We start from the raw sequence: 1078 nt of genomic DNA on the forward strand, positions 1-1078 counted from the left end.
CGCCGCCGTGGGCGGCGGACTCGGTGTAGCCGTCGCCGTCGGCGCGCTTCCAGAGGTAGCTCTGCCCGCTCTCCAGCGTCGACTGCAGGTCGAACGGTCCGTCGAGTGTCGAAACGTCGATGCGGCCCGACTCCATTATCGGGCGGAGGCCGGCGGCGGGTTTCCCGGTTTCGGTCCCGTCAGCCGCCGGGGGCGGCCGGTCCGTCTCAGCGGTTCCGGCTGACCGGGAAGCGGACCCGATCGGGCGCCTCGTTGAACCGACCGAGGATCCGTTCGTACAACTGGTTCCGGGTCCGGGTCGCCCGTCGCGGGTCCACGAGGTAGCGCAGGCGGAGTTCCACCCACGACTCCTGCTGGACGACGTTCACCGTCGGCTCCTCGTCGACGGAGAGTTCCACCGCGGTCTCGCTGAGTTCGTCGCGGTAGCGCTCGACCCGCCGGCGCATCTCGTCGCCGAGCAGCGCCTCGGCCTCCTCGACCATCACCTCGCGGGCGTAGGGGAGTTCCGTCTCGTATGCGACCTGTACCGAGAGCTCGTTCCAGACGAACTCGCCGCCGGCGCCGCCGAACGTCGTGAGATCCGAGGAGAGCACCACGCTGTTGGGCACCGTCACGCGCCGGCCGGAGGGCTGATTGGTGGAGACCAGTTCGCCGCCGACCTCCCAGAGCGTGGTGACGAGGAAGTCAACCGCGACCACGTCGCCTTTCACGTCGCCGATCCGGACGCGGTCGCCGACGCCGTAGGGTCGTTTGGCGGTGATGTACACCCAGCCGAGCAGCGAGAGCAGGGGCTGTTGGAGCGCAAAGGTGATCGCGAAGCCGACGACCCCCAGCGAGAACAGCACGCCCAGCCACTGGTCGGTCAGCGCGCCGAGGGCGCCGACCAGCCCGACGACGCCGAACCCTAACCGAAGGACGTTCCGCAGGTCGTGCTGCCGGCGCTTGGTCGCCCCGCGCGTGAGCCACGAGAACACCAGCCGGTAGCAGCCGAACACGACGGCCGTGAACGAGAGCGCGAGCAGCGCGCGGGCCACCAGCGGATCGAGCGGCGTGTCGCCGACGGCCACCCCGAGCGGGG

Annotated in this window: 1 protein-coding gene and 1 pseudogene; both read right to left on the reverse strand. The window is 70.3% G+C overall.

Annotated elements, in window-relative coordinates; translation table 11 throughout:
• A pseudogene (locus ACFR9S_RS06630) lies at positions 1-136 on the reverse strand (8-oxoguanine DNA glycosylase); the annotation flags it as partial.
• A 70-nt stretch (positions 137-206) separates the two neighbouring features.
• Positions 207-1067, reverse strand: coding sequence for a mechanosensitive ion channel family protein (locus ACFR9S_RS06635; RefSeq protein ID WP_379732195.1), 861 nt, complete (start codon positions 1065-1067; stop codon positions 207-209).
• Between the last annotated feature and the right edge of the window lie 11 nt (positions 1068-1078).

Source organism: Halolamina salina (assembly GCF_042678005.1).
GTDB classification, from domain to species: Archaea; Halobacteriota; Halobacteria; order Halobacteriales; family Haloferacaceae; genus Halolamina; species Halolamina salina.